Annotated in this window: 23 protein-coding genes; 16 read left to right on the top strand and 7 right to left on the bottom strand. The window is 71.6% G+C overall.

All coding sequences use genetic code 11. From position 1 onward, the window contains the following. Positions 1 to 34: 34 nt before the first annotated feature. The 8 genes from thyX (at position 35) to QSK39_RS25855 (ending at position 9,605) form a co-directional block, all read left to right on the top strand. Positions 35 to 787: an FAD-dependent thymidylate synthase gene (thyX, locus tag QSK39_RS25890; RefSeq protein WP_285480418.1), complete on the top strand. Its 753-nt coding sequence runs from the start codon at positions 35 to 37 to the stop codon at positions 785 to 787. After that, positions 787 to 1,185, top strand: coding sequence for an ACT domain-containing protein (locus QSK39_RS25885; RefSeq protein WP_284743972.1), 399 nt, complete (start codon positions 787 to 789; stop codon positions 1,183 to 1,185). Before thyX ends, QSK39_RS25885 begins: the two co-directional genes overlap by 1 nt. Positions 1,186 to 1,297: 112 nt before the next feature. Beyond that, entirely contained in the window at positions 1,298 to 2,539 is a 1,242-nt protein-coding gene (locus QSK39_RS25880; RefSeq protein WP_285480417.1) for an Nramp family divalent metal transporter, read from the top strand. Between the two features lie 26 nt (positions 2,540 to 2,565). After that, complete coding sequence (locus QSK39_RS25875; RefSeq protein WP_285480416.1) at positions 2,566 to 3,012, top strand: hypothetical protein; 447 nt, start codon at positions 2,566 to 2,568, stop codon at positions 3,010 to 3,012. Positions 3,013 to 3,318: 306 nt separating this feature from the next. Continuing rightward, positions 3,319 to 4,806, top strand: a complete 1,488-nt coding sequence (locus tag QSK39_RS25870; protein WP_285480415.1) for a serine/threonine-protein kinase — start codon at positions 3,319 to 3,321, stop codon at positions 4,804 to 4,806. Positions 4,807 to 4,908: 102 nt separating this feature from the next. Continuing rightward, the gene (dapA, locus tag QSK39_RS25865; RefSeq protein WP_285480414.1) at positions 4,909 to 5,922 is read left to right on the top strand and encodes a 4-hydroxy-tetrahydrodipicolinate synthase; all 1,014 of its coding nucleotides are present in this window, start codon (positions 4,909 to 4,911) and stop codon (positions 5,920 to 5,922) included. Continuing rightward, on the top strand, positions 5,919 to 7,616 hold the full coding sequence (locus tag QSK39_RS25860; RefSeq protein ID WP_285480413.1) for a ribonuclease J: 1,698 nt from the start codon (positions 5,919 to 5,921) through the stop codon (positions 7,614 to 7,616). Before dapA ends, QSK39_RS25860 begins: the two co-directional genes overlap by 4 nt. Before the next feature lie 345 nt (positions 7,617 to 7,961). Continuing rightward, complete coding sequence (locus QSK39_RS25855) at positions 7,962 to 9,605, top strand: VWA domain-containing protein (RefSeq protein WP_285480412.1); 1,644 nt, start codon at positions 7,962 to 7,964, stop codon at positions 9,603 to 9,605. A 349-nt stretch (positions 9,606 to 9,954) separates the two neighbouring features. On the opposite strand, the gene QSK39_RS25850 is transcribed toward QSK39_RS25855, so the two are convergent. The 4 genes from QSK39_RS25850 to QSK39_RS25835 all read right to left on the bottom strand — a co-directional run bounded on the left by QSK39_RS25850 (position 9,955) and on the right by QSK39_RS25835 (position 13,834). Next, positions 9,955 to 11,274, bottom strand: a complete 1,320-nt coding sequence (locus QSK39_RS25850) for an amino acid permease (protein ID WP_285480910.1) — start codon at positions 11,272 to 11,274, stop codon at positions 9,955 to 9,957. Positions 11,275 to 11,363: 89 nt separating this feature from the next. Further along, positions 11,364 to 12,311 carry an EamA family transporter gene (locus tag QSK39_RS25845; protein WP_285480411.1) on the bottom strand — a complete coding sequence of 316 codons (948 nt, stop codon included), beginning with the start codon at positions 12,309 to 12,311 and terminating at the stop codon, positions 11,364 to 11,366. 49 nt (positions 12,312 to 12,360) lie between these two features. Beyond that, positions 12,361 to 12,975 carry an NAD(P)H:quinone oxidoreductase gene (gene wrbA / locus QSK39_RS25840; protein ID WP_285480410.1) on the bottom strand — a complete coding sequence of 205 codons (615 nt, stop codon included), beginning with the start codon at positions 12,973 to 12,975 and terminating at the stop codon, positions 12,361 to 12,363. A gap of 34 nt (positions 12,976 to 13,009) precedes the next feature. Beyond that, positions 13,010 to 13,834, bottom strand: a complete 825-nt coding sequence (locus QSK39_RS25835) for a lysophospholipid acyltransferase family protein (RefSeq protein ID WP_285480409.1) — start codon at positions 13,832 to 13,834, stop codon at positions 13,010 to 13,012. A 156-nt stretch (positions 13,835 to 13,990) separates the two neighbouring features. Here QSK39_RS25835 and QSK39_RS25830 point away from each other — a divergent pair, with 156 nt between their 5' ends. Further along, positions 13,991 to 16,471 carry a DNA translocase FtsK gene (locus QSK39_RS25830; protein ID WP_285480408.1) on the top strand — a complete coding sequence of 827 codons (2,481 nt, stop codon included), beginning with the start codon at positions 13,991 to 13,993 and terminating at the stop codon, positions 16,469 to 16,471. Positions 16,472 to 16,507: 36 nt separating this feature from the next. Then, complete coding sequence (locus tag QSK39_RS25825) at positions 16,508 to 16,936, top strand: hypothetical protein (RefSeq protein WP_285480407.1); 429 nt, start codon at positions 16,508 to 16,510, stop codon at positions 16,934 to 16,936. On the opposite strand, the gene QSK39_RS25820 is transcribed toward QSK39_RS25825, so the two are convergent. The 3 genes from QSK39_RS25820 to QSK39_RS25810 form a co-directional block, all read right to left on the bottom strand. Further along, on the bottom strand, positions 16,929 to 17,540 hold the full coding sequence (locus QSK39_RS25820) for a nitroreductase family protein (protein ID WP_285480406.1): 612 nt from the start codon (positions 17,538 to 17,540) through the stop codon (positions 16,929 to 16,931). The genes QSK39_RS25825 and QSK39_RS25820 overlap by 8 nt on opposite strands. A 44-nt stretch (positions 17,541 to 17,584) precedes the next feature. Beyond that, positions 17,585 to 18,016 (bottom strand): phospholipase, encoded by a 432-nt coding sequence (locus tag QSK39_RS25815; RefSeq protein ID WP_285480405.1) that lies wholly within the window; start codon positions 18,014 to 18,016, stop codon positions 17,585 to 17,587. Positions 18,017 to 18,147: 131 nt separating this feature from the next. Further along, positions 18,148 to 18,651, bottom strand: coding sequence for an amino-acid N-acetyltransferase (locus QSK39_RS25810; RefSeq protein ID WP_285480909.1), 504 nt, complete (start codon positions 18,649 to 18,651; stop codon positions 18,148 to 18,150). 99 nt (positions 18,652 to 18,750) lie between these two features. On the opposite strand from QSK39_RS25810, the gene rimO reads away from it, so the two are divergent. From rimO to pspM, 6 genes are all read left to right on the top strand, one after another. After that, positions 18,751 to 20,187 carry a 30S ribosomal protein S12 methylthiotransferase RimO gene (rimO, locus tag QSK39_RS25805; protein ID WP_285480404.1) on the top strand — a complete coding sequence of 479 codons (1,437 nt, stop codon included), beginning with the start codon at positions 18,751 to 18,753 and terminating at the stop codon, positions 20,185 to 20,187. Then, complete coding sequence (gene pgsA, locus QSK39_RS25800; RefSeq protein ID WP_285480403.1) at positions 20,184 to 20,825, top strand: CDP-diacylglycerol--glycerol-3-phosphate 3-phosphatidyltransferase; 642 nt, start codon at positions 20,184 to 20,186, stop codon at positions 20,823 to 20,825. Before rimO ends, pgsA begins: the two co-directional genes overlap by 4 nt. Positions 20,826 to 20,861: 36 nt before the next feature. After that, positions 20,862 to 21,341 (top strand): CinA family protein, encoded by a 480-nt coding sequence (locus QSK39_RS25795; protein WP_285480908.1) that lies wholly within the window; start codon positions 20,862 to 20,864, stop codon positions 21,339 to 21,341. Positions 21,342 to 21,440: 99 nt separating this feature from the next. Then, a complete protein-coding gene (locus QSK39_RS25790) occupies positions 21,441 to 21,908 on the top strand; it encodes a helix-turn-helix domain-containing protein (protein WP_284743990.1) in 468 nt (155 codons plus the stop codon). A gap of 575 nt (positions 21,909 to 22,483) precedes the next feature. After that, positions 22,484 to 23,323 (top strand): PspA/IM30 family protein, encoded by an 840-nt coding sequence (locus QSK39_RS25785; protein ID WP_285480402.1) that lies wholly within the window; start codon positions 22,484 to 22,486, stop codon positions 23,321 to 23,323. A 29-nt stretch (positions 23,324 to 23,352) separates the two neighbouring features. Beyond that, positions 23,353 to 24,345 (top strand): phage shock envelope stress response protein PspM, encoded by a 993-nt coding sequence (gene pspM, locus QSK39_RS25780; protein ID WP_285480401.1) that lies wholly within the window; start codon positions 23,353 to 23,355, stop codon positions 24,343 to 24,345. Positions 24,346 to 24,347 lie beyond the last annotated feature (2 nt).

The raw sequence follows: 24,347 nt of genomic DNA, 5'->3' as shown, positions 1-24,347 counted from the left end.
GGCTGCCGGGGGGAGCTTGCGGAAGGAGTGCGGAGTGGCCGAAACCGTGTCACCGAGGGTGCAGCTGATCGCCAAGACGGAGTTCTTCCCGCCCGCGGACGTCCCGTGGACGACCGACGCGGACGGCGGCGAGGCGCTCGCGGAGTTCGCCGGCCGCGCCTGCTACCAGTCGTGGCAGAAGCCGAACCCGGCCACCGCGACCAACGCCGGCTACCTCGAGCACATCATCGACGTCGGCCACCTTTCGGTGCTGGAGCACGGATCGGTGACCTTCTACATCACCGGCATCTCCCGCTCCCTGACCCACGAGCTGATCCGGCACCGCCACTTCTCGTACTCGCAGCTCTCCCAGCGGTACGTGCCCGAGCGCGACGCCGAGATCGTCGAGCCGGACGTCATCGCGAACGATCCCGTGCTGCACGAGAAGTTCCTCGCGGCGGCCCAGGCGAGCGTAGATGCCTACAAAGAGCTCCTGGCCGGCCTCGAGGAGAAGTTCGCCGACGTCCCGAGCGCGACGCTGCGCCGCAAGCAGGCCCGCCAGGCCGCGCGGGCCGTGCTGCCGAACGCGACCGAGACGCGCATCGTCGTCACCGGGAACTACCGGGCCTGGCGCCACTTCGTCGCGATGCGCGCCACCGAGCATGCCGACGTCGAAATCCGCGAGCTGGCCGTGGAATGCCTGCGGCACCTGCAGAAGGCCGCGGCGAACGTGTTCGCCGACTTCACCATCTCGACGTTGCCGGACGGCACCGAGATCGCTACGAGCCCGAAGGTGTTCGAAGGCTGATGAAGCGTCTCGCGATCGATGTCCGTCCCGGCGAGTACGCCGTCGTCCGGCTGCCCGCGGACGCCCCGGTGCCCGCCGAGCTCCTCGCCGCCGGCGAGCCCGCGTTCGTCTCGGTGACCCGGACGCCCGAAGAGCTGTCGATCATCTGCCCGGCCGGGCGCGAACCGTCCGGCGGCACGGCGTCCGAAGACGGCTGGCGGCTGCTCTCGGTCCGCGGGCCGCTGGAGTTCACGCTCACCGGCATCATCGCCGCGCTGGCCTCCGAGCTGGCCGCGGCCGGGGTTGCGCTGTTCTCGATGTCCACGTTCGACACCGACCACATCCTGGTCCGCGCCGACGACCTCGGGCACGCGGTGAAGGCACTGCGCGAATCCGGCCACGAGGTCGCGCACCCCTGACGAATCGGGTACCCGGGAGGCGAGGGTGGGAGCCGTCACCCTTGAAATCGAAAGTTCGGCACGCCTAAACTTCGATTTGGGATCCCCGACACCCGGTTGAGAGGCAGGCGCCATGGCGGTCACCGAGGCGGCCCGGCCGAGACTCGCGTCGCGCCTGCGCACCGGATCGGCCCTGCTGGGCCCGGCGTTCGTCGCCGCGATCGCCTACGTCGACCCGGGGAACGTCGCGTCCAACATCAGTGCCGGTGCCCGCTACGGCTACCTGCTGGTCTGGGTGATCGTCGCGGCGAACCTGATGGCCGTGCTCGTGCAGTACCTGTCGGCGAAGCTCGGCCTGGTCAGCGGGATGTCGCTGCCGGAGGCCCTGCGCGCCCGGCTGTCCAAGCCCGCGCGGCTCGCCTACTGGCTGCAGGCCGAGGTCGTCGCCATCGCCACCGACCTCGCGGAGGTCGTCGGCGGCGCGATCGCGCTCTACCTGCTCTTCGACCTGCCGCTCGTCGCCGGCGGCCTGATCACCGGCGCGGTCTCGCTGACGCTGCTGGCGGTCCAGGACCGCGGCGGCCAGCGCACGTTCGAGCGGGTCGTCACCGGCCTGCTGCTGGTCATCGCGGTCGGCTTCCTGGCCAGCCTGTTCGTCGAGCCGCCGTCGGCCGCGGGCACGCTCGGCGGGCTGGTGCCGAAGTTCGACGGCTCCGGCAGCATCCTCATCGCCGCGGCGATGCTGGGCGCGACCGTCATGCCGCACGCCGTCTACCTGCACTCCGGCCTGGTCCGCGACCGGCACGGCCTCCCGGACGTCACGACTCGCCGCCGCCTGCTGCGCGCCACCCGGGCCGACGTCGGCCTCGCGATGCTGCTGGCCGGCGCGGTCAACCTCGGCATGCTGCTGCTCGCCGCGACGAACCTGCAGGGCCAATCGGGCGTCGACAGCATCGAAGGCGCGCACGCCGCGGTCGCGGTGGCCCTCGGCCCGGGCATCGCGCTGATGTTCGCGATCGGCCTGCTGGCGTCGGGTCTGGCATCGACGTCGGTGGGCGCGTACGCGGGCGCGATGATCATGCAAGGGTTGCTGCACAAGCGGATCCCGCTGGTCCTGCGCCGTCTCGTGACGCTCACGCCGGCGATCGTGGTGCTCGCGCTGGGCGCCGACCCGAGCGCGGCGCTGGTCGTCTCGCAGGTGGTGCTGTCGTTCGGGATCCCGTTCGCGCTGGTGCCCCTGATCCGGCTGACAGCGGACCGTGATCTGATGGGGGCGGACGCCAACCGCAGGCTGACGACCATCGCGGCGGCACTGATCGCGGTGGTGATCATCGCGCTCAACCTGGTGCTGATCTACCTCACCTTCACCGGGTGAGCCCACGAGCAGGGAGACTCTCCACCATGGCCTGGATCTTCGCCCTCAACGCCGAATGCGGTGGGCGGGAGACCCACGCCCGGGACCTCGCGCGCCACTTCGACGGCTGGCCCGCCAGAGTCTTCGGCGACTCCGGCGGCGGCTGGTGGTGCGGCGTCGCGCCCGAAGGCCTCAGCACCAACGGCGCACACACACCCGAAGAGGCGGCGGCCATGACCGCGGCCGGGCGCCGGCTCTACTGGCTGCTGCGCACGGCCCCGCCGGTCTACCGCTACGCCCTCGCCGGCATCGAGACCGACGAGTTCCGCACGTACGACGAGCTGATGGCCGAGAGGGAGGACCTGACGGTCTTCCCCGGGCTGGTGGTCAGCGAGGACATCTGGGCCGCGACCGGCCAGCGCGCCGAGTTCAGCGACTTCGCCCCGGGCTACCGGTGGATCCCCTACCGGGGTGAGACCCACACCCGCGGCTGACAACAATTCCGCGGGCGCCGGGCGCTGCGCTGCGGTGAAACGTCGAGTGGCGCGGTCGGCTCGGCGGGGCGGCGGCCGGCCACGGCGGTGGGGTGCCCGGCCGTGCGGTCGCCCGGCTGAGGGCGATTTCGGCGGACCCCGGGCGCCTTCCGCGGCGCCGCGACGTCGAGTGGCGCGGTCGGGTCGCCGGGTGGCGGCCTGGACACGGCGGCGGTGTGGTCGTCGGCTGACAACAATTCCGCGGAACCCCGAACGCTCCGGAGCGGTCCGACTAGCATCTGCGCGACCGCCGCTTGAAGGAGCACCGTGACCGACGAACAGACCCGGCCGTATCCACCCCAGGCGCCCGCCACGCCTGGTCAGCGGGTGGTCGCGGGCCGTTATGCGCTCCTCGGCGAGCTCGGCCGGGGCGGTATGGGCGTCGTCTGGCGGGCGCAGGACCAGGTCATCGGCCGGCAGGTCGCCGTCAAGGAGCTGCGGCTGCCCGACGCCGAGTCCGCCGCCGTCTTCTCCGAGCGCGCGCTGCGCGAGGTGCGCACCGGCGGGCGGCTCAACGACCCCGCCGTCGTCACCGTCTACGACGTCGTCACCGACGGCGGCACCACGTTCATCGTGATGGAGCTCGTCGAGGCGCCGTCGCTGGCCGACCTCGTCCGGCAGCGGGGCCCGATGCCCGCCGCGCAGGCCGCGCTGATGGGGGAGCGGGTCCTGGCCGCGCTGCAGGCCGCCCACGCCGCCGGGATCGTGCACCGGGACGTCAAGCCGGCGAACATCCTCGTCGCGCCGGACGGCCGCGTGAAGCTCACCGACTTCGGTATCGCCCACGCCGTCGACGACCCGCGGCTGACCACCAGCGGCATGATCGTCGGCTCGCCCGCGTTCATGGCGCCGGAGCGCGTCGAGGGCCGCGAAGCGCTGCCCGCGTCCGACCTGTGGTCCCTCGGCGCGACGCTGTTCTTCGCCGTCGAAGGCTCGATCCCGTTCGAGCGCGCGACCACCGCCGCGACGCTGCACGCGATCATGACCGAGATCCCGTACCTGACCCGCGGCCAGGGCCCGATCGCCGCGGCCATCCTCGGCCTGCTCGTCGCCAACCCCGACGCGCGCCTCACCGCCGCCCAGGCGCAGAACCTGCTGACCACGGCCCAAGGCGTCCGCCCGACGCCGCCGAACGGCACCGCGATGGTCCACCCCATGACCCGGGTCGCCGCGCAGCAGCCGCCGAAGAAGAACCTCCGCGCGCTGTGGATCTCACTCGCCGCGGTGCTCGTCGTCGGTGCCCTGGTCGGCGGGTTCTTCGCGGGCAAGGCCTTCGAAGCCCCGGTTGTCGACGAGCAGAAGCTGCCGACCGTGACGTTCGGCCTCGGCGGGCAGATGCGGGTCGACGCCAGTTCGAGCTACCCCTGCTACAACGCCGCGGTCCAGGACGGCGGCGTCATCAGCGACGCCAACGACGGCGACTGCAAGGAGAGCCACACCCTCGAGATCTACGACGCCGGGGACGCCATCGGCACCACGAGCTGGTCCGACAGCGACGCGACCATCGCGGACTACCCGGGCCTGGGCGCGGTCACCGCGGCCGCCGAAGCCCGCTGCGCGGCCTCGTTCCGCTCGTCGATCGTGCCCGAGCCCAAGCGCGACGGCCTGAAGTTCCGGGCGCTCGTGCCGACCCAGGCGCAGTGGCAGAGCGTCCCGGTCGAGAGCGGCGAATACCCGACGCGCGAGTTCTACTGCGTGCTCGCCAAGGCCGACGGCGGACCGATCTCCGCGCCGATCGTGACCAAGGTCAAGTAGAAGTTCCGCGACGAGCGGCCGGGACCCGGAAATCCTCCGCACTTCGCCGGACGTGACCAGGTCGGCGCGGTTTTCGTCGGTGGGACGGGGTACCGTCTCAGCATGTCCAACCCACCTACCGCAGCGCCCGGACGGCCCTTCGGGCGCGTGCTCACCGCGATGGTCACCCCCTTCGACGCCGAAGGCGCGCTGGACCTGAAGCGGGCGCAGGAGCTGGCCGAGCACCTCGTGGAGCTGGGGAACGACGGCCTCGTCATCAACGGCACCACCGGCGAGAGCCCGACCACGAGCGACGCGGAGAAGCAGGAGCTGATCCGCGCCGTGGTCGAGGCCGTCGGCGACCGGGCGACCGTGGTGGCCGGCGCGGGCACCAACAACACCGCGCACAGCATCGAGCAGGCGAAGCAGGCCGAAGCGGCCGGCGCGCACGGCCTGCTGGTCGTCACCCCGTACTACTCGCGGCCCAGCCAGGCCGGCCTGCACGCGCACTTCACCACGGTCGCCGACGCCACCGGCCTGCCGGTGATGCTCTACGACATCCCGCCGCGCTCGGTCGTGCCGATCGAGGTCGACACGCTGCTGCGGCTGGCCGAGCACCCGCGGATCGTCGCGGTCAAGGACGCCAAGGGCGACCTGATCGCCGGGTCCGAGGTCATCGCCAACACCCACCTCGCGTACTACTCCGGCGACGACGGGCTGAACCTGCCCTGGATCTCCGTCGGCGGCACCGGCGTGGTGAGTGTGATCGGTCACGTCGTCGCGGGCCGGATCCGCGCGATGATCGACGCCTACGAGAACGGCGACACGTCCACCGCGCGCACCAACCACCGCGGCATGCTTCCGGTGCTGCGCGCGATGTCGCGGGTCGGCGGGGTCGCGTTCAGCAAGGCGGCGCTGCGGCTGCGCGGCTTCGACGCCGGCGAGCCGCGGCTCCCGATCGTCGCGCCGACGGCCGAGCAGACGGCCCTGATCGCCGGTGATCTCGGGCAGGGCGGCGTGCCGCTGGGCGACACGGCGGCCCGGGACTGGCATGGTGAGCGGGTGGCACAAGCAGATTCGAGGGCCGCCTACGTGGCGCCGACCTCGCACACCAGCGTTGGGACCCTGCCTCGGTGAGCTCACTTCCCCCAGGTCCAGGCCCCACCAACGCCCCGCCCGAACTGCCCGCCGGGGCCCTGCGCGTGGTCGCGCTGGGCGGCATCGGCGAGGTCGGGCGCAACATGACCGTCTTCGAGTACGCCGGCCGGCTGCTCATCGTCGACTGCGGGGTGCTCTTCCCCGAGGACGACCAGCCCGGCGTCGACTTGATCCTGCCCGACTTCCGCGCGATCGAGGACCGCCTCGACGACATCGAAGGCCTGGTGCTCACCCACGGGCACGAGGACCACATCGGTGCCGTCCCGTTCCTCCTGCGCCTGCGGCCGGACCTGCCGATCTACGGCTCGAAGTTCACCAACGCCCTGCTCGCGGCGAAGGCCAAGGAGCACCGGCAGCGGCCGAAGCTGATCCAGGTCCGCGAGGGCGAGCGCCGCGACGTCGGCGTGTTCAACCTCGAGTTCTTCGCGGTCAACCACTCCATCCCGGACGCGCTGGCCGTGGCCATCCGCACCCCGGCGGGCGTGGTGCTGCACACCGGTGACATCAAGCTCGACCAGCTCCCGCTGGACGGGCGCCTCACCGACCTGGCCGGCTTCTCCCGGCTCGGCGACGAGGGCGTCGACCTGTTCTGCGTCGACTCGACCAACGCCGAGGTGCCCGGGTTCGTCATGCCCGAGCGCGACATCGGCCCGGTCCTCGACGACGTCATCCGCCGCGTGGACCAGCGCGTGATCGTGGCCTGCTTCGCCAGCCACGTCCACCGCGTCCAGCAGGTGCTCGACGCCGCCCAGCGGCACGGCCGCCGGATCGCGTTCGTCGGCCGGTCGATGGTCCGCAACATGGGGATCGCGGCCGAGCTGGGCCTGCTCAACGTGCCGGACGGCCTGCTGGTCGACCTCGACCAGGCGAGCGGCCTGCCGGAGAGCAAGGTCCTGTTCGTCTCGACGGGGTCGCAGGGCGAGCCGCTCTCGGCGCTGTCGCGGATGGCGCGCGGCGAGCACCGGCAGATCTCGATCCGCGCGGGCGACACCGTCGTGCTGGCCAGCTCGATGATCCCGGGCAACGAGACCGCGGTGTTCGGCGTGGTCAACGGCCTGACCCGGCTCGGCGCGAACGTCGTCCACCAGGGCAACGCCAAGGTGCACGTGTCCGGCCACGCGTCGGCGGGGGAGCTGCTCTACCTGTACAACGCGGTGCGGCCGAGCAACGTCATGCCGGTCCACGGCGAGTGGAAGCACCTGCGTGCGAACGGCGAGCTGGCGATCCGCACCGGCGTCGCGCCGGACAACGTGGTGATCGCCGAAGACGGCGTGGTCGTCGACCTGGTCGACGGCAAGGCGTCGCGCACCGGCCGCGTCGAGGTCGGGCACGTCTACGTCGACGGCCTGTCGGTCGGCGACGTCGGCGAGTCGACCCTGTCCGACCGGCTGGTCCTCGGCGAGGGCGGGTTCATCTCGATCAGCGTCGCGGTGGACTCCAGCACGGGCCGCCCGGTCAGCAGCCCGACGGTGTCCGGCCGCGGCTTCTCCGACGACCCGAAGGCGCTCGACGCCGTCGTGCCGCTGGTGGAGATGGAGCTGGCGCGCACGGAGTCCGAGGGCATCACCGACACCCACCGGATCGCCCAGGCGGTCCGCCGGGTGGTCGGCCGCTGGGTGGCCGACACCTACCGCCGCCGCCCGATGATCGTCCCGACGGTCATCCCGGTCTAGCTCCGGTCTTTGCCGTGAAGGGCACCCTGATGGATTTCAGGGTGCCCTTCACGGCGTTCAGCGTGTCACCTTGGCCACCACGAGGGCGAAAGCGACGGTGGCGGTCTGGCGGAGCAGGGCCCGGCGGGCGCGGCGCTGGTCGGCTCGTGTCGGTTTCATGCGTACCCCCAAGCGGTCAGGCCCCCAGTGTCGCGCGCGGGCCGGGCTCGGACATCCCACTTCGGGCCGAGACCGCATCCTTCCCGGGTATGAGGGCCGCTGTTAGGCCGTCTGGACCACGAACCGGTGGTTTGCCGGGCGATAGCCTTGATCCCCACCCCGCCTCCCCGAAGAGAGGCCGCGCCGATGGGACGTCACTCGCCGGACGGACGACGCCGGCTGCTCGTACCCGTCCTCGCGACCTCGCTCGTGGTCGTCCTCGGGGCCGCGGCCTGGGTCACCGTTTCGGCGGTGCGGTCCCGGCCCACGTGCGAGCAGCCGGCGAAGGTCCTCGTCACCGCGTCCGCCGACATCGCGCCCGCGCTCTCGATCGTCGCGCGCGGTCTCGACCTCCCGTGCGGCGGCGTCGAGGTCCAGACCAGGGAGGCGGCCGCCGCGGCCGAGCAGCTCGCCATGTCCGACGGCAGCCCGCGGCCGCAGGTGTGGGTGCCGGACTCGACCCTCGCGCTGCGCCGCGCCCACCAGTTCGGCGCCTCCGACGTCCCCGAGTCCGGGGCGTCGGTGGCCAGCTCGCCGGTCGTGCTGGGCGTCGCCGAGGCCGTCGCCAAGGGCATCGGCTGGCCCGAGCACGTGCCCACCTGGGCGGAGGTCCTGGGCGCGCAGGGCGCGGTCCCGGGGATGTCCGACCCGGCGCGCGACTCGGTCGCCGCCGTGTCGTTGCTCGGGTTGAAGGAGAGCGTGAAAACGGCACCCGAGCCGGCGGCCGCGTACGTCGCGCTGCTGCGGCGGTTCTCCGCCAACACGCTCGGCGCGGAGACGGACCTGATCGCGCGGCTGCCGGGATCAGGCGGCACCGGTGGCACGGCCGCGGTGACGATGTTCCCCACGTCGGAGAACTCCTTGCTGCGCCACAACATCGAGGACGCGTCGTCGCCGCTCGTCGCCGTCTACTCGAGCGCCGTGCCCACATTGGACTATCCGTTCGCCGAGCTGGGCGGGGTCACGCCGCAGCAGCGGCCGATCCTCGACGCGTTCCGGGAAGCGGTCCTCGGCGACGCGGGCGCGGACGCCATCGCGAAGACGGGCCTGCGTGCGGCGGGCGGGCAGGCACTGCGCGAGCACGCCGACGACCCGCGCGTGTCGACGTCCGGGTTCCGGGCCGCGATCCTGCCGCCCGCCGCGTCCGTCGACGAACTGCTCAACCAGTGGGCCGGGATCAACCTGAGCGCGCGGGTGCAGGTGCTCGTCGACGTCTCGGGGTCGATGAACGCGCAGGTGCCGGGGACCGGGCTGAACCGGATGCAGCTGTCGATGCAGGCGACGGCGAAGGCCCTGCACCTGTTCAAGCCGACGACCCAGCTGCGCATGCTGGCGTTTTCGACGCGCCTGGACGGCGACAAGGACTACCGCGAGCTGCTCCCGATGGCCCCGGTGGCCCAGCACCTGGCAAGCGGCGCACTGGACAAGCTCGCCCAGGTGAAGGCGACCCCGAACGGTGGAACGGGGTTGTACGACAGCGTCCTGGACACGTACCGGACGGCACGCCGCGAGTGGGAGCCGGGCCGCCTCAACCTGGTGATCGTCCTGACGGACGGCAAGAACGAGGACCCGCACGGCATCTCGCGCGAGGATTTGCTGGCGGAGCTGGCCAAGCTCCAGGACCCCCGCCGCCCGATCCCGCTGATCGGCGTGGGCATCGGCCCGGACGCGGACAAACCGGAACTGGACCAGCTGACCGCGGCAACGGGCGGTCAGGCGTTCGTGGCCCCGGACCCGGCAAAGATCACGGACGTGTTTTTCGGGGCACTGAGCCGGATCGCCGGCGGATGAGGGCGGCGTCTCGAGAACGTTTGACGCGCTGTCCGAGTTCGAGGTTGGCGACCATCACTATGTAGCACGACGACATCTGACACCGACTTGCCACGAGTGACTGAGTTCTCGGCTCGTCACTCTGTGGAACGTACCGCCTCGTTGGGGTTCGTGGCCGCTGCGATCTCAATGTAGACGGACCATGGGGCGGCGCGTTTACTGCCGCAGTATGGCTTGTGCAGGCGGGGGTGTGGGCTTTGGCGACGCTTGCCCTCGCCGGCTACACAGGACTTGTGCGTAAAGCCAATTCATGATCGGCGGCAGGCTGGCCAGCGTGCTGCTGCAAAGGCAACTAGCAGGAAACTCGACTCTACTCAACTTCGGTTGGCGCACGGACGGATCGCCGGCGGATGAGGGCGTAGACGGCCAGGATCACCGCCAAGCTGATCAGGCTCAGGTACAACTGCGCCCGCGTGTCCTCGTCCACGAACAGCATCGATGCCACCACGACCAGCGTCAAAACCAACGTCAGCCAGCTCAGCCACGGATACCCCCACATCCGCAGCTTCAACGTCTCCGGCGCCGAAGCCTCCAACCGTCGCCGCATGCGCAGCTGGGAGCCGCAGATGATCGCGTACACGAACAATGCCACCGCGCCCGCCGAATTGATGATGAAGTAGAAGATCTTTTCCGGGGACACGTAGCTCATCACCACGGCCACGTACCCGACCGAAGTGGACACCAGGATCGCCTTCCACGGCACGCCGCGCCGGTTCGTGTCCGCCACCCACGATGGCGCCCAGCTGTGGCGGTGCAGGGCGAACAACATGCGGGATGCCGTGTACAGCCCCGAATTCAGCACCGACAACGCCGCCGTCAGGACGACCGCGCTGACCAAAGTGGACGCCGCCGGGACGCCGAAGCGGCCGAACGCCGCCGCGAACGGGCTCGTCTCGCTCGGGACCTCGCGCCACGGCGTGATCATCACCAGCAGGGCCACCGAGCCCACGTAGAACACGATCACGCGCCAGACGATCGTCGACGTCGCCTTGCGGACCGCCGTCTCCGGCTCGCTCGACTCCGCCGCCGCGATCGTCACGATCTCCGCGCCGAAGTACGAGAAGATCACGATCACCACGCCGTGCACGACGGAAAACCCGCCGTTCGGGACGAAGCCGTCGAGCCCGATGTTGCCCACCGAGAAGTGCGCGCCCGGCCAGAGCCCGAGTACGAACAGCAGGCCCAGCACCAGGAACACCACGATCGTCGCGACCTTGATCGACGCCAGCCAGAACTCCGTCTCGCCGAACGACCGCGCCGACGCCAGGTTCGTCGCCGTCAGCAGGAGCATCAGTGCCAGCGAGAACACCCACTGCGGCACACCGGGAATCCAGCCCTGCAGGATCTTCGCGCCGGCCACCGCTTCGAACGCCACCACGCCGACCCAGAAGTACCAGTACAGCCAGCCGATCGTGAAGCCCGCCCAGCCGCCCAGCGAGTCGCGCGCGTACTCCATGAACGAGCCGAGTGCCGGTGCGGCCGTCGCCATCTCGCCGAGCATCCGCATGACGAGCACGACGAGCAGCCCGCCCAGCGCGTAGGAGAGCACCGCCGCCGGGCCGACGGTGTGGATCACCGCGCCGCTGCCGATGAACAGGCTCGCGCCGATGATGCCGCCGAGGGCGATCATCCGGACGTGCCGCTGCCGCAGTTCGGGCCGCAACCCCTGAGTCGTCACGGTGGGGAATTCTCGCACTCACGCACCATCTCGTGAAGAGATCAGCTCGTCAGGATCTCCGACTTCCGCTGCACCAGGTACGCGCCGGCCAGCAGGATCGCCGAGCCGAGCAGCTGCGGCCAGGTCAGCTCCTCGCCGATCAGCGCCCACGCCGCGACGGTGGTGATCACCGGCTCGACCAGCCCGAGCACGCTCGCGACCGACGCGGGCAGGTGCCGCAGCGACGAGATCCCGCAGACGTAGGCGAGCACCGTCGCGACCAGGACCAGCAGGACCATCAGCAGCCACACGGGCGGGTGCCAGGCGCCGAACTCGACGTCCACGGCCAGCAGCCCGACCGGCCACGTCCACGGCGGCGCGACGAGGCTGATCAGCACCGCGCCGATCACCATGCCCCAGGTGACCAGGCCCAGTGGGTCGATGTCGGCCACCGCGCGCTCGCCGAGCAGGAAGTACCCGGCCGAGCACAGCGCCGCGCCGAAGCCGGCGAGCAGGCCGACGCCGTTCAGCGTGACGCCCTGCCAGACCTGCGCGACCAGCGACAGCCCGGCCATGGCCAGCGCGATGCCGCCCCACACCGACCGCGGCAGCCGGTGCCCCCGCACGAACCGCACCCACAGCGCGATGAGCACCGGCGAGATGAACTCCAGCAGGATCGCGATGCCGACCGGGATCCGGCCCGCGGCGACGAAGTACAGCAGCTGCACGCCGGCGACGCCGAGCAGGCCGTAGCCGGCCAGCACCGGGAGCTCGCTGCTGCGCACCCGCAGTTTTCGCGGCGCCACCAGCGCCACCCCGGCGAGCAGCACGAGCCCGGCGAGCCCGATCCGCATCGCGGCCACCTGTTCCGGGGTGAACCCGGCGGACATCGCGGACTTGCCCAGCGTGCCCGACGTGCTGAAGAACAGCGCCGCGAGCAGGACGAGCGTGGTCCCGCGGCCGCGGTGGGCGACCCGGGGAGGTGCGAGGACGGGCAGCTCGGTGGTCACCCTCGCGACTGTAGGGCGCCCCGCGTGACTGCCAAAGTGGTTTTTGCGGTTATTCGGCCTGCTTCAGCCCGGTCGCGACGTGCGTGGCGATCGTGGCCAGCCGCCGGCCCTGGACGCGCAGCGCGCCGAGGGCGAGCTCGTCCGGCGCCGCCGACTTGCGCGAGACGAACGAGCCGCCGTACGGGTTGCCGGACTCCATCAGGTGCGGGTCGGTGTAGCCGAGCGGGACGACGATGGCGCCCCAGTGGTAGAAGACGTTGTTGATCGCCAGCAGCGTCGACTCGAGGCCGCCGTGCCGGGTGGACGCGGTCGTGAACGACGTCGCGACCTTGTCGGCCAGCTTCCCCTGCGCCCACAACCCACCGGTGCTGTCCAAATAGGACTTCAGCTGGGCCGCGGGGCCGCCGAACCGGGTCGGGCTGCCGACGGCGAACCCGTCGGCCCACACGAGGTCGTCGAGCGTGGCCAGAGCGTGGTGCGGACCGGAGTCGATCCAGGCCTGCCAGCGCCGGTTCTGCGCGATGGCCTCGGCGGGCACGGTCTCCGGCACGGTCCGCACCCGCACGTCGGCCCCGGTTTCGCGGGCACCCGCGGCGAGCGACTCGGCGAGGGCGGCGGTGTTCCCGGTCGAGCTGTAGTAGACGACGAGTATCCGTGTGCTCACACCCGCCGACTCTAGGTGAACCGGCGCCGCCGTCTCAGGATCCGGACTTCGGCTGCTGAGGCTTCCACGGGCTGACGGTGTCGGTCGGCCGGGTCGGGTCGTGGAAGCGGGGCCGGTCGAGTTCGCCCGCGCGCAGCGGGATCAGGCCGTCGGTGATCGCCTGCATGATCTTCGCGTGCGCCCGCACCCCGGCGCCCGGGCGGTCCGGCTCGACGTCCGACAGGTCCACCGGGTCGCCGAAGTGCACCCGGAACTTCGGCCGGCGCAGCGGGGCGCTGAGCCCGGAGCGGGCGAGCGGGACCAGGTCGGCCGGGCCGTTGACGGTCTCGGTGCCCCAGTACACGGCCTCGTGCGCGCCCCACTGGCTGATCGGGATCACCGGCACGCCCGCGCCCAGCGCGAGCCGCGCCGCACCGGTCTTGCCGCGCTCCGGCCACAGGCCCGGGTCGTGGCTGATCCGGCCCTCCGGGTAGACGATGATCGGCTCGCGCGTGGTCTTGAGCGCTTCGACGGCCTCGGCGAACTGCCCGACGGCGGTCGCGGCGACCTTCCGGTCGACCCGCAGGTGGCCGCTGACCCGCAGCGCCGGGCCGATGACCGGGGCGTCCAGGATGCCGCCGGCCAGCATGAACCGCGGGTTGATGCCGATCCGCTTGCACGCCGCCATCAGCACGAACGCGTCGAACACGCCGATGTGGTTCGCGGTCATCAGCAGCGGCTTGCCGCGCAGCTGCGCCGGGATCCGCCCGCTGACGGTGAGCCGCCCGACGAGGTTCACCAGCCCCCGGTCGATGTTCAGCATGGTCCGCCAGATGGCGGGGGCTCGGCGGGAGGTGTTGTCGGAGTGCAGCGCGACCATGGGGCAGAGCATGGCAGACGCCGGATTCACCCGGTTGTGCACTGGCCGGATCGGTTCACCCGGATGGCCGCTCAAGGGCGACTGTGAGGCAGAAGTTCACGCTGGGCCGAGAGTGGCGCATGGGACGAACGGCGACGGCCGGTTACCGTGAAAGGCATGGCTGGGTCGGCGACGAGGAAACGAAGCACGGGGAGCGGCGCGAAGGGGGCAGCGGCGCGTAAGCCGCGTACACCCGCGAAGCCACGTACGTCGTCCGCTCGCAAGCCCGCCCCCCGCGCGCGGCGCAAGACACCCGGGATCTTCGGCAAGGGCGTCCGCGGCACCTGGAACCTGCTGGCCAAGGGCATCGGCACGCTGGCCAGGACGGTCGGCCGCACCCGCGAACTGGAGGCCGAACACCGCCGTGACGGCCTCGCGCTGGGCCTGATCGCGCTGGCCATCGTCGCGGCCGTCGGCGTCTGGTGGCGGGCCGCCGGGCCGATCGGGGCCGGCGTCGAGATCGCCACCCGGTCCGTCCTCGGCGCCGGGGCCGTGACGCTCCCGCTGGTCCTCGTCGTCGTGGCCGTCGCGCTCATGCGGTCCGAGCCGCACCCCGAGACGCGGCCGCGGATGGTGATCGGCACGATCATGGTAGTCCTGTCCGTGCTCGGGATGCTGCACATCTTCACCGCGCTCCCGGCCACGAACGACGGCCGGATGTACGCCGGCGGCATCATCGGCGCCTTCTCCGGCGGCCTGCTGACCATGGGCGTCACCACCTGGGTCGCCGTGCCGATCCTCATCCTCGCGCTGGTCTTCGGCGTGCTCGTGTTCACCGGCACCCCGGTCCGCGAGATCCCGCACCGGCTGCGCAACTGGGGTCTCGACGAAGAAGAGATCGCCGAAGCCGACCAGAAGGCCGGGTTCGCCACCGACGAGGAAGCCGTCACCGAGGCCGACCCGAAGTCCGCGCGCCTGCGCAAGCCCTCGCGCCGCCGCCAGGCCAGCGACGCCGAGCCCGAGCAGCTGGACATCGACGCGATGCTGGCCGAGCCGCCGACGCCGATCAAGCCGCCCAAGCCCAAGCCGGTCGCCGAGGTACCCGAGAAGAAGCCGAAGAAGGCCCCGGAACCGCCGCTGGCCGTCACCCGGACCGTCGAAGGCGACTACCAGCTCCCGCCGCCCGACCTGCTGAAGCTCGGCGACGCGCCGAAGTCCCGCAGCAAGGCCAACGACGCCATGATCGAGGCGATCACCGGCGTGCTGGAGCAGTTCAACGTCGACGCGCAGGTCACCGGCTTCACCCGGGGCCCGACCGTGACGCGCTACGAGGTCGAGCTCGGCCCGGGCGTGAAGGTCGAGAAGATCACCGCGCTGACCAAGAACATCGCCTACGCCGTCGCGACCGACAACGTCCGGCTGCTGGCGCCGATCCCGGGCAAGTCCGCCGTCGGCATCGAGGTGCCGAACTCCGACCGCGAGATGGTCCGCCTGGGCGACGTCCTGCGCGCGCCGTCCACGGTCAAGGACAACCACCCGATGGTGATCGGCCTCGGCAAGGACATCGAGGGCCACTTCGTCACCGCGAACCTGACGAAGATGCCCCACCTGCTGGTCGCCGGTTCCACCGGTTCCGGTAAGTCGAGCTTCGTCAACTCGATGCTGGTCTCGCTGCTCGCGCGGGCGACGCCGGACGAGTGCCGGATGATCCTGATCGACCCGAAGATGGTCGAGCTCACGCCCTACGAGGGCATCCCGCACCTGATCACGCCCATCATCACCCAGCCGAAGAAGGCCGCCGCCGCGCTGGCCTGGCTGGTGGAGGAGATGGAGCAGCGCTACCAGGACATGCAGGTCAACAAGGTCCGGCACATCGACGACTACAACAAGAAGGTGCGCTCCGGCGAGATCACCGCGCCGCCGGGGTCCGAGCGCGAGTACCGGCCCTACCCCTACATCATGGCCATCGTCGACGAGCTCGCCGACCTCATGATGACCGCCCCGCGAGACGTCGAGGACGCGATCGTCCGGATCACCCAGAAGGCCCGCGCCGCCGGTATCCACCTGGTCCTGGCGACGCAGCGGCCGTCGGTCGACGTCGTCACCGGCCTGATCAAGACCAACGTGCCCTCGCGGCTGGCCTTCGCGACGTCGTCGCTGACCGACTCGCGGGTCATCCTCGACCAGCCGGGCGCGGAGAAGCTGATCGGCATGGGCGACGCGCTCTACCTGCCGATGGGCGCCGGCAAGCCGGTCCGCATCCAGGGCGCGTTCGTCGGCGACGAAGAGATTTCCGCGGTCGTCAACTACGCCAAGGAGCAGGCGCAGCCGGACTACCAGGACGGCGTCACGGCTCAGAAGGCCGGCGAGAAGAAGGAGATCGACCCGGACATCGGGGACGACCTGGACGTCCTGCTCCAGGCGGCGGAGCTGATCGTGACGTCCCAGTTCGGCTCGACGTCGATGCTGCAGCGCAAGCTGCGGGTCGGGTTCGCCAAGGCGGGCCGCCTGATGGACCTGCTGGAGAGCCGGGGGATCGTCGGCCCGTCGGAGGGCTCGAAGGCGCGTGACGTGCTGATCAAGCCGGAGGAGCTGGAGGGCGTCCTGTTCATGATCCGCGGCGGCGACCCGGTCCCGGCCGACCCGGACGACGAGTAGTGCAACCCGCCGGCGGGCTCGTTCCGTCCTGAGCACATGGACCTGCAGCGCATCGCAGCCGGACTGTTCGCCTTCGCCGTCGTCGCGGTGGGCGCCGGGAGTTCGGTCGCCTCCGGGCAGCCCGTCCCGGCCCGGCCGGCGGCGCCGTCGACCGTCAGCACCGCGCCGCGGGGTGAGGTCACCCTGCACCTCGGCCAGGAAGCCGCGATCCAGGGGAAGGACCTGGTGGTCCGCTACCTGCGGGTCGTCTCCGACTCGCGGTGCCGGCCGAACATGACCTGCATCTGGCAGGGCGAGGCGACGCTCGCGTTCCTGCTGAGCGAGCCCGGCCGCGGCGAGAGCACGACGGCCGAGCTGCACAGCGGCCCGCGGACCGGCCCCCAGGCGGCCTCGTTCGCCGCCAGCCGCGTCGAGCTGGTGTCGGTGAGCGAGGACGGCCTGGCGGCGACCGTGCGCGTCAGCTGAGCGGCGTGCCCCAGTGGTCGAGGTAGGCGACCTCGGCCAGCGGGACCCGCTCGGCCGGCTTGAAGTCCGGCGTCGTCGTGTACGCCACCGGCAGCAGGCCCGCTTGCGTGTAGCCGTCCGGGACGCCGAGGATCTCCGCCGCTTCCGCCTCGCGGGAGAGGTGGTACGTCGTGAGCGTCGAGCCGAGCCCGCGCGAGCGCAGCGCCAGCTGGAAGTTCCAGACCGCCGGGAAGATGCCGCCGTAGAACGCCGCGTCCACGGCGTTGCTCCCGGCCGGGCGGCCCTTCAGGACCGGGATCACGAACACCGGCACCCGCTCGATCACGTCGACCAGGTGCCGTCCGGACCTCAGCGCCCGTGAGTCACCCTCCGCCGCCCGCTCCGCCAGGTAGGCCGCGCCGACCTCGCGGAAGAGCACGCCGAGCCGGTCCTTCACGCCTTGGTCGCGCACGACCAGCCAGCGCCACGCCTGGGCGTTGCCGGGGGTCGGCGCCTGCAGCGCCAGGTTCAGGCAGTCCGCGAGGACCTCGGGCTCGACCGGCCGGTCGAGGTCGAGCTTCCGGCGCACCGCACGGGTCGTGCTGAGCAGGTGATCGATCTCCATGACCCCATCCTGGCCCGGGCACGCGCCCGGGCCAGGGGGCGGGCTCAGCTGCCGAACTTGCGCACGGCCTGGTAGTACGTCCAGGCGGCGGCCTTGCAGGCCACGTTGGAGCCGCAGACGGACTTGAGGTCCGAGTACAGGTTGTCGTCGATCTTCAGGCGGTTCGCCTCGGAGAAGCGACCCTGCTTCTTGTAGTTGCGGTAGCCGAAGTCGTGCCGGTGGCAACCGGGCAGGAACTTCCAGCCGAACGGGTTGTCCGGCGCCCACGAACAGCCGTCCGAGGACCAGTCGAGCTGGCCGTTGTACGGCGCCTGGGCCCGGATCGTCTCGAAGTTCGAGAGGGAGGTGCTGAAGAGGTACTGGTCGGTGACGGTCGGGATGTCGACCGCCGCCGCCGTGCCGGCGCCCAGGAGGGCACCTCCGCCGACGGTCGCGGCCACCGCGATGGTGGCCCCCAGGTTCCGCAATGTGCCCATTGTTGTGGTGTTTCCTCGCTGATCAGGGGACGGATGTGCGTGATCAGCATCAGGCTTCGGGTGGCGCGCGTCACCGCCCGAAAGAATGTTGTCGGGAAACTTTCAGATTTCGGGCGCAGTAGGGGTGGTACTCACAGCTGGAGCAGCATCCGGGAGTTGCCGAGCGTGTTCGGCTTGACGTACGGCAGGTCGAGGAACTCGGCCACACCGGTGTCGTGCGAGCGCCGCATCTCCTCGTAGACCTCGTGCGACACCGGCGTCCCCTGGATCTCCACGAAGCCGTGCCCGGTGAAGAAGCTCGTCTCGAACGTCAGCACGAACAGCCGCCTGAGACCCAGCTCACGCGCTTCGTCGACCAGCCGGGCCACGAGCACCCGCCCGACCCCCTGGCCGCGGACGGCCTTGTCGACCACCACGGTCCGCAGCTCGGCGATGTCCTCCCAGAGCACGTGCAGCGCGGCGGCCCCGACGACCTCGCCGTCGACCTCGGCGACCCAGAACTCCTGGACCGCCTCGTACAGCGTGACCAGGTCCTTCTCCAGCAGGACGCGGCCGGCGTCGGAGTCGACCAGGGCCTTGATCTTGCGGACGTCGGCGATCCGCGCGCGGCGGACGGCGGGGGAGGCGGACGGCACGATCGTCAACACTGCCACATCGCCGCGCGTCGGCTTCTCCGGCACAACCGGGCTACGCCGTCGTCGGCCTGCCCGGGACCGGCGGCTACCCTCAACGTCGTGCCTTCTCCTGCCACTGACCCCGCCGCCACCCGACGCGTCTCCCTGCTGACCCTGGGCTGCGCCCGCAACGAGGTCGACTCGGAGGAGCTGGCGGGCCGGCTGGCGGCCGGCGGCTGGGAGCTGGCGGCCGATCCGGAGGACTCCGACGTCGTGGTGGTCAACACCTGCGGCTTCGTCGAGTCGGCCAAGAAGGACTCCGTCGACACGCTGCTGGCGGCGTCGGACACCGGCAAGAAGGTCGTCGCGGTCGGCTGCATGGCCGAGCGCTACGGCCACGAGCTCGCCGACAGCCTCCCCGAGGCCGACGCGGTGCTGGGCTTCGACCACTACGCCGAGCTTTCCGACCGGCTCGACGACGTCGTCGCCGGCCGCAAGGTCGCCTCGCACACCCCGGGCGACCGCCGCAAGCTGCTGCCGATCAGCCCGGTCCAGCGGCCCGCCGCGGCCGAGAGCGTCGAGGTCCCGGGCCACGCGCAGCACGGCTGGGGTCCGCGGGTGCTGCGCACGCGCCTCGACGACTCGCCGGTGGCCGCGCTGAAGATCGCCTCCGGCTGCGACCGGCGCTGCTCGTTCTGCGCGATCCCGTCGTTCCGCGGCTCCTTCGTCTCACGGCAGCCGGACGAGATCGTCGCCGAGGCCCTGTGGCTGGCCGAGCACGGCGTCAAGGAGCTGTTCCTGGTCAGCGAGAACTCGACGTCCTACGGCAAGGATTTCGGCCGCGACGGCGCCACCGCGCTGGAGCGGCTGCTGCCGCGGCTGGCGGAGATCGACGGCATCGAGCGCGTCCGCGTCTCCTACCTGCAGCCGGCCGAGACGCGCCCGCAGCTGGTCAAGGCCATCGCGACCACGCCCGGCGTCGCCGAGTACTTCGACCTGTCGTTCCAGCACTCGAGCGAGCAGGTGCTGCGCCGGATGCGCCGGTTCGGCTCCACGGATTCGTTCCTGGCGCTGACCGAGCAGATCCGCGAATACGCCCCCGAAGCCGGCATCCGCACCAACGTCATCGTCGGCTTCCCCGGCGAGACCGAGCACGACCTGAGCGAGCTGGAACGCTTCCTGACCGGCGCGCGCCTCGACGCCGTCGGCGTCTTCGGCTACTCCGACGAGGACGGCACCGAGGCCGAGACCTTCGACGGCAAGCTCGACGCCGACGAGGTGGCCAAGCGTGTCACGCGGATCTCCGCGCTGGTCGAGGAGCTGACCGCGCAGCGCGCCGAGGACCGGATCGGCACCTTCGTCGACGTGCTCGTCGAGCTGGACGACGACGGCGAGCTCACCGGCCGCGCCGCCCACCAGGCCCCCGAGGTCGACGGCGAGTGCGTCATCCTCGACGCGCCCGAGAAGACGGAGGTCGGTGACTTCCTGCGGTGCGAGGTCGTCGACTCGGCGGGCGTCGACCTGATCGTCCGCGCGTCACCGGACGCCGACCGGTGAGTGCGCTCCCGAGCGACGCCGCCGACGAGGGCACGGCCCACGAAGGCCCCGCCCAGGTCCCGGTGGCGACCCCGGTCCCGACGCTCAACGTCGCCAACCTGCTGACGCTGTCGCGCCTGGTGCTGGTGCCGCTGTTCATCGTCGCGCTGTTCACCGGCGACGGCGCCGACACCACGTGGCGCGCGATCGCGACCGGGCTGTTCGCGATCGCCTCGGCCACCGACCAGCTGGACGGCTGGGTGGCCCGCAAGTACGGCCTGATCACCGACTTCGGCAAGATCGCCGACCCGATCGCGGACAAGGCGCTGACCGGCGCCGCGCTGGTGGGCCTGAGCATCCTCGGCGAGCTGGGCTGGTGGGTCACGATCGTCATCGCCGTCCGCGAAATCGGCGTCACGCTGCTGCGGTTCTGGGTGATCCGGCACGGCGTGATCCCGGCCAGCCGCGGCGGGAAGGCCAAGACGATGGCGCAGATCGCCGCGATCACGGCGTACCTGCTGCCGCTGCCGGCGGGCGCGGACCCGGTCCGCTGGGCGCTGATGGGCCTGGCGCTGGTGCTGACCGTGGTGACCGGCGTCGACTACCTGGTCCGGGCCGTGCGGCTGCGCGCGGCCGGGCGCCGCGTCACCGGGAGCTGACGGGTGGCCGACGCTCCGGCCGGCGTGCCCCGGTTCGTGGTGGGGCCCGGTGGCGAGCAGGCCGCGGCCCTGATCGCCGCGCTCGTCGCCCGCGGTGAGACCGTCGCGGCGGCCGAGTCGCTGACCGCCGGGCTCGTCTGCGCCACCCTGGCCCAGGTGCCGGGGGCGAGCGGCGCCCTGCGCGGCGGCCTGGTCGTCTACGCCACCGAGTTGAAGACCGCGCTGGCCGGGGTCGACGCCGAACTGCTGGCCGAGCACGGCGCCGTCCACCCCGAGGTCGCGGCCCAGCTGGCCGTGGGCGCCCGGGAGCGGTGCGGCGCCACCTGGGGCCTCGGGCTGACCGGCGTCGCCGGGCCGGCCGCCCAGGACGGGGTCGCGCCGGGCACCGTGCACGTCGGGCTCGCCGGGCCGGGAACACGCACAGTCCGTACCCTGAGCCTCAGCGGCGACCGGGACTTGATCAGGACCCAATCGGTCCGGGCGGCGTTTTCCCTGCTCGGGGAACATCTGGCGTGAAACGGGCGTTCGCCCTTGGCGTACGGGCACACCAACTCCTGCGCCCAGGGCGCCGCTCTGGGTAACGTAGGGGGTACTTGTACGGAAGGGAGGCGCGTGATGACCGTGCTGTTGCGTGAGGCGATCGGTGATCGGCTCCGTCATGCCCGCACCAACCAGCGTCGTACGCTGCGCGACATCTCCCGCGCCGCCAGGGTCAGCCTCGGCTACCTCTCCGAGGTGGAACGGGGCCAGAAGGAGGCGTCGAGCGAGCTGCTCGCGTCCATCTGCCAGGCCCTGGACCTTCCGCTCGGCGAGCTGCTGCACAAGGTGGCGGCGGACGTTTCGGCCCTCGACAACGTCGAGGTCGCACCGGTCGACGAGCGGATCGGGGACGGCGCGCCCCGGGAGAAGGTGCCCGAGCGCGGCGCCAAGGCCACCGCGGCCGGCATCGAAGGCGGCCGCCTGATGTCGGAGCTGATCGGGAACGACCTCGCCGACCTGCGGGTTTCCCCGGCACCGCGGATGAACACGACCCTACGCACGACGATCGGGCAGCCGAAGCTGGCTTCGACGATCGCGGCGTAGATTCCGACGCGCGACGAACGGCCCCGGGCACCGAGCCCGGGGCCGTTCGCGTTCGGGCCAGAGGTCGGCGGGAGCGCTGGCCGGCTGAGCCGGCTCTTCCGGGGCTCGGTTTCTCGGGAGCGCAGGTCGGCTGAACTGGCACTTCCGGGTTCGCGCCCTCTGGCCGGCCTCCCGGGGAAGCCGGGCCCGGTCGGCGCGTGTCCGCCGTTCCGCTCGGGTCGACTGGAGCGTTGGCGGCCGCGTGAGCTGGCACTTCCGGGGTCGAGCCCCCAGGCCGGCCGCCCGGGGCAAGCCGCCGGCGCGTGTCCGCCGTCCCACCCGGGTCGGCAGCCCGCGCCAAGGTTTCCGAGCCGTATTTCGGCCTCCGCAGCCGGGCAACCCGCCCGGGGCCGGGGGCGTTACCTCCAGGGGTGATCAGGGGCGAACCCTGAAATCCCCCGGGGTCGCCTGGAACGGACGTGGCCGACCTGACACGATGGAACCCAACGCCGGGGTCGGTGCGTTGCACATGCAGGGGAGTGACGCCCCACCCCGAGTACCTAGGCCCGTGGGACGCAAGAAGGCAGGCGGAGGAGATGGCCAACCCGTTCGTGAAGTTCTGGAAGTACATGATGGCGGCGTTCTCGTCGAAGATCGACGAACACGCCGACCCGAAGGTACAGATCCAGCAGGCCATCGAGGAGGCGCAGCGCAACCACCAGGCGCTGACGCAGCAGGCCGCCTCCGTGATCGGCAACCAGCGGCAGCTGGAGATGAAGCTCAACCGGCAGCTCGGCGACGTCGAGAAGCTGCAGGCCTCGACCCGGCAGGCCCTCGTCCTCGCGGACGAGGCCCGGTCCAAGGGTGACGAGCAGAAGGCCGTCGAGTTCGAGAACGCCGCGGAGAGCTTCGCGACGCAGCTCGTCACGGCCGAGCAGAACATCGAGGACCTGAAGACGCTGCACGACCAGTCGCTGCAGGCCGCGGCCCAGGCCAAGAAGGCCGTGGAGCGCAACTCGCAGATGCTGCAGCAGAAGCTGGCCGAGCGCACCAAGCTGCTCTCGCAGCTGGAGCAGGCGAAGATGCAGGAGCAGGTCTCCGCTTCGCTGAACCAGATGAGCCAGCTGGCGGCGCCGGGCAACACGCCGTCGCTGGAAGAGGTCCGCGACAAGATCGAGAAGCGCTACACCACGGCGCTGGGCTCGGCGGAACTGGCGCAGAACTCGGTCCAGGGGCGCATGATGGAGGTCCAGGCCTCCACCACGCAGCTGGCCGGCCAGTCGCGGCTGCAGCAGATCCGCGCGTCGATGCACGGTGACTCGGTCGCCCAGGTGACCGACGGCGGCAAGGCGGCCCAGCCGGCCGCCAGCTCGGCCGACATCCAGCGCGAGATCCAGGCGCGCGTGCAGGCCGAGCAGGGCAAGAACCCGGCCTGACGCGGGCAGCGAGTTCGAAGGGGGCGAGCATGGGGCAGCAGGGCAGACGACGCGACTTCGGCGAGTTCAGCGCGAAGCTGGAGAAGCACATCGAGAAGCTGCCCGACTACGCCGTGCGCGCCCAGGAAAAGCTCCAGAAGGTGCAGAAGTACTTCCCGCCGGCCGACCAGGCCGGCGGGAAGCCCGCACCACCGCGCCCCCGGCCGAACCCGCTGCAGCGGCCGCCGGTCCGGCGGCCCGACGTGGCGGCGACGTTCTCGACCATGGCGAACCAGGTCCCGGCGTTCGCCGAGGCCCGGGCCAAGTGGGACCGCTGGAACCACCCGGCCGCGAAGCACGAGCGCCGCAAGCGCCGGACGTCGCGCGCGATGACGCTGTGGATCCTGCTGACGATCCTGTGCGGCGTCCTCGCCGTCTCGGCCGGGCTCGGCTGGATGAGCGCTGCCGGCGCGCCGATGATGCCGCAGGCGATCATGGCGTTCGCCGGCGCCGTCGTCTTCGGGACGTTCGGCGTCCGAAGCGGACTCAAACTGCGTGAACTGAAGCGCACCCAGCTCCCCACCGCACCGGCCGGCCCGCCGCCGCTGCCGCCCGCGGGATCCGCCGCGCGCGAGCCGATGGAACGGCTCGCGGAGTGCGAGGCCTCCCTGGGCGAGCTGCTGCGCCAGCTCTCCGTACCGTCCTCCGTGGGCACGGTGCCGGTGTCCGAAGTGTCCGTCGCGGACGCCGGGCAGACCGCGACCGAAGCCGCGGCCGCCCTGCGCGGCCTGGCGGGCCGCATCCAGGCGATCGAACGCGGCCGCAACTCCGCCCCGGCCCGCGAGCAGGCGGCCCTGGACGCGGCGGTCGGCAAGCTCCGCGAACAGCTCGACGACGGCCTCGAGGGCTACCGCGGCCTGGTCGCCGCGGCCGGCCACACGGTCGCCGCGTCGAGCGACGGCCTCGTGACGTCCAAGCAAGCCCTCACCGACGCCACCGACCGCTTGGCCGGCCTCGCCATGGCCCTGCGCGAACTCTCCTGACC

This window comes from Amycolatopsis sp. NBRC 101858 (genome assembly GCF_030269325.1).
In the GTDB taxonomy this organism is placed as follows: Bacteria; Actinomycetota; Actinomycetes; order Mycobacteriales; family Pseudonocardiaceae; genus Amycolatopsis; species Amycolatopsis ponsaeliensis.
This window is presented reverse-complemented; position numbering and strand designations above follow the sequence as displayed.

Coding starts and splice junctions, on each gene's coding strand:
- QSK39_RS25820 (WP_285480406.1), bottom strand. CDS start 17,540: ATGGAGATCGATCACCTGCTCAGCACGACCCGTGCGGTGCGCCGGAAG.
- dapA (WP_285480414.1), top strand. CDS start 4,909: ATGTCCAACCCACCTACCGCAGCGCCCGGACGGCCCTTCGGGCGCGTG.
- QSK39_RS25785 (WP_285480402.1), top strand. CDS start 22,484: ATGGCCAACCCGTTCGTGAAGTTCTGGAAGTACATGATGGCGGCGTTC.
- QSK39_RS25855 (WP_285480412.1), top strand. CDS start 7,962: ATGGGACGTCACTCGCCGGACGGACGACGCCGGCTGCTCGTACCCGTC.
- QSK39_RS25825 (WP_285480407.1), top strand. CDS start 16,508: ATGGACCTGCAGCGCATCGCAGCCGGACTGTTCGCCTTCGCCGTCGTC.
- QSK39_RS25850 (WP_285480910.1), bottom strand. CDS start 11,274: ATGATCGCCCTCGGCGGCATCATCGGCGCGAGCCTGTTCATCGGCAGC.
- QSK39_RS25880 (WP_285480417.1), top strand. CDS start 1,298: ATGGCGGTCACCGAGGCGGCCCGGCCGAGACTCGCGTCGCGCCTGCGC.
- QSK39_RS25790 (WP_284743990.1), top strand. CDS start 21,441: ATGACCGTGCTGTTGCGTGAGGCGATCGGTGATCGGCTCCGTCATGCC.
- pspM (WP_285480401.1), top strand. CDS start 23,353: ATGGGGCAGCAGGGCAGACGACGCGACTTCGGCGAGTTCAGCGCGAAG.
- QSK39_RS25875 (WP_285480416.1), top strand. CDS start 2,566: ATGGCCTGGATCTTCGCCCTCAACGCCGAATGCGGTGGGCGGGAGACC.
- QSK39_RS25815 (WP_285480405.1), bottom strand. CDS start 18,016: ATGGGCACATTGCGGAACCTGGGGGCCACCATCGCGGTGGCCGCGACC.
- QSK39_RS25830 (WP_285480408.1), top strand. CDS start 13,991: ATGGCTGGGTCGGCGACGAGGAAACGAAGCACGGGGAGCGGCGCGAAG.
- QSK39_RS25835 (WP_285480409.1), bottom strand. CDS start 13,834: ATGGTCGCGCTGCACTCCGACAACACCTCCCGCCGAGCCCCCGCCATC.
- QSK39_RS25885 (WP_284743972.1), top strand. CDS start 787: ATGAAGCGTCTCGCGATCGATGTCCGTCCCGGCGAGTACGCCGTCGTC.